The organism is Sphingomonas segetis, from assembly GCF_009720245.1.
Taxonomy (GTDB): Bacteria; Pseudomonadota; Alphaproteobacteria; order Sphingomonadales; family Sphingomonadaceae; genus Sphingomicrobium; species Sphingomicrobium segetis.
Window position 1 is genome coordinate 1 of the sequence record NZ_WJSQ01000241.1, and the last position, 2,544, is coordinate 2,544.

At 68.6% G+C, this 2,544-nt stretch carries 1 protein-coding gene and 1 pseudogene; one reads left to right on the forward strand and one right to left on the reverse strand.

The features are described from left to right. Positions 1–326 precede the first annotated feature (326 nt). Positions 327–1,913, reverse strand: a complete 1,587-nt coding sequence (locus GH737_RS14325) for a winged helix-turn-helix domain-containing protein (protein WP_155265448.1) — start codon at positions 1,911–1,913, stop codon at positions 327–329. 137 nt (positions 1,914–2,050) lie between these two features. On the opposite strand from GH737_RS14325, the pseudogene GH737_RS15915 reads away from it, so the two are divergent. Next, positions 2,051–2,544 (forward strand): annotated as a pseudogene (locus GH737_RS15915) (hypothetical protein); the annotation flags it as partial.

Below are 2,544 nucleotides of genomic sequence, written 5' to 3' on the forward strand. Positions count from 1 at the left end.
GCCTTCGGCGAGCACGACCAGCACCTGCATCACGCGCGGCTCGACGTCGGCGGTGCCGCCGGGTCCGGCGACCGTCCGGCTCGACGGGCTGACCGCGGCGAGGCCTAGGGTGAAATCGGGGCGCGCCGCCAGTTGGGCGGTGGTCAACAGACCGTCAGTGGCAGGTCGCCCCAGATCATTCATCGCCGCAGAGCCCCCGGTCATCGGCAAACATCGGCAAATCTTCAGTCGCCATCATCCCACTGCATCTGGGCTTAGGCAACCTTCATGCCGTCTGCCGGGCGAGGGAGTTGCGCAACAGACGATGGCGGAATCCCGCGCCGCTTTCAGGGCTTGAACAGGAACGCGTCGGGGGCGCCACGGGCGCGCCAGTAATCGGTAAGCCCGAGGCCGTCGCTCAGGGTCCGGAAGCGAGGGTCTGAACGCATCGCGCGGGACGCCGGCGTGAACAGCCCGAGCGTGTTGCGCCACTGCGGCCCGTCCACCCACAATTGCTTGTCGGGGGAATCGCGGCGAAGCACGATCGGGCCGCGGGAGAGCAGAAAGCCGTCGGCGATGTCGAACGCGGTATCGAGATCACCGAGCGCCGACATCGCGAGCAGTCCGTAGGAGGCAAGCGCGGGGCTGGATCGAGCGCCGTCGAGACTCGCCGTGCGAGCGGCCTCGATCGCAGCCGGCGTGCGCGTCTCCAGCGCGGCGAGCGACGCTCGCCACATCGATACGCCAGCCGGTGACAGCAGGATCGGCTTTTTCGCCTCTTCGTCGACGAGCGCGAGGGCTTCGCGGGTGCGGTCGGTAAATGCGCAAATGAGGAGGCGCGACATCCGGACCAGCGGGTGGGCCGGCCACAGGTCCATCGCCGATTGGCTCGCCTGCTGCGCTTCCTCGCTCCGACCGAACACCCACAGCTTCAAGGCGCGGCGAAGCATGTAGGTGGGCGAAATGGGTTCGAGCGCAATCAGCCGCTCGTTCAACTGCCACGACTCGCGCGTTCGTCCGGCTCCCTGCAACAGCCGGTCGAGCCAGGACATCGCCCGGGGATTGTCGGGCGCAGCGCCAAGGATTCGCCGGAGGCCGTCCTCGACAGCGGCACGGCTCTGAAAAGACCGCTCGATCAGCACTAGTGCCGTCAGCGCATCGGGCTGGTTCGAATCGAGCCGCAGCGCGGCCTGGGCGGCGCGCTGAGCCTCCTGGATGGCATTTCCAGCGTCAGAACGCGGCCCAGACTGGGACTCGGCAACAAGCGCATAAGCAAGGAGCCCGCGAGCGCCGGCATCGTCGGGGCGAATCGCGACCGCTTGCCTGAAGTGTTGGACGGCATCGGAATCGGTTCGACGATCGCCATAGCGAAGGGCGGTGAGGCCGCGATCCATCGACGCGTCGAACCGCGGGTCGGCGCGCGGACTGCGCCACCACCAGGCTGCGCCACCCGCCGCGGCGAGCGCCGCGGCGCCTGCGCCAAGGAAAAGCCTGCGGGATGGAGCCGTCGCGGCCTCGTCCGACCGGTCGCTCCCGGGGATCGAGGCACCGCCCGAAACACTGAGTCGATATCCGGTCTGACGTACGGTCTCGACGGCGAAGCTTTCGCCCCCGACTTCCGCAGCGAGCTTGCGGATGGCGCGGATAACGCGGTTGAGGCTGTCGTCGCCGACATAGACTCCGCCCCAGCAGCGCTGGAACAGCGTTTCGCGGGCGACCACCTGGCCCGGGGCTTCGGCGAGCACGACCAGCACCTGCATGACGCGGGGTTCGACGTCGGCGGTGCCGTCGGGGCCAGCAATCGTCCGGTTAGAGGGACTGACGGTCGAAGCGCCCAGCTTGAAATCGGCCCGGGCCGCGAGGTCGGCGGTGGTGAGCTGGCCCGCCGTTTCAACTCGAACCGCATCGTTCACCGCGACAAACCCCCCAATCATCGGCTGATCATCGGCAAATCGTCAGGCCCTCATCATCCCACAACGACGGCATTGCAGGCAACCTCCCGCCCATCGACCTGCGGCTGCCGAGCGACATCGCGGGGCGGCGCGCGAGTGAGTGAGTGAGGGAGGAAGACATGACACGCAATGGTTTCCTGGTCGCCGGCGCATCGGCGCTGTCGCTTGCGCTGACCGCCTGCGGCGGCGGCGGAGGGGAGGTCGCAACCATTCCGCCGCCCCCGCCCCCGCCGACCCCAACGCCCACGCCCACGCCGACCCCAACGCCCACGCCCGCTTCGGCCTCGATGAATCCGTTGAGCCAGGCGCCGGCGGGCGTCACGTCGACGACCGACCTGACGAGCATCGGAGTGCTCAAGGACGTGCGTTGGAACGCCGATCTCAACGCATATGAAGTCACCTACAACGGGACCGATGCGCACATCGTCCGGACGGGTGGTGCGGCGTTTGCCGAATCGGGCAATCTGGTGGCGGCTGACGGGTCGACGCTGAACACCGTCCAGGCGCTGACCGGGTACAGCTACACCCGCCTGGGATACGCCGGCTTCGCCGACGGCGGTTTCGCGTTCGGCATCGCCACCCCCGCCGGCGCGGTGCCGACCGTGGGGACGGC

What these genes read in the sequence shown, in the direction of transcription:
- GH737_RS14325 (WP_155265448.1), bottom strand. Translation starts at nt 1,913, where the DNA reads ATGATTGGGGGGTTTGTCGCGGTGAACGATGCGGTTCGAGTTGAAACG.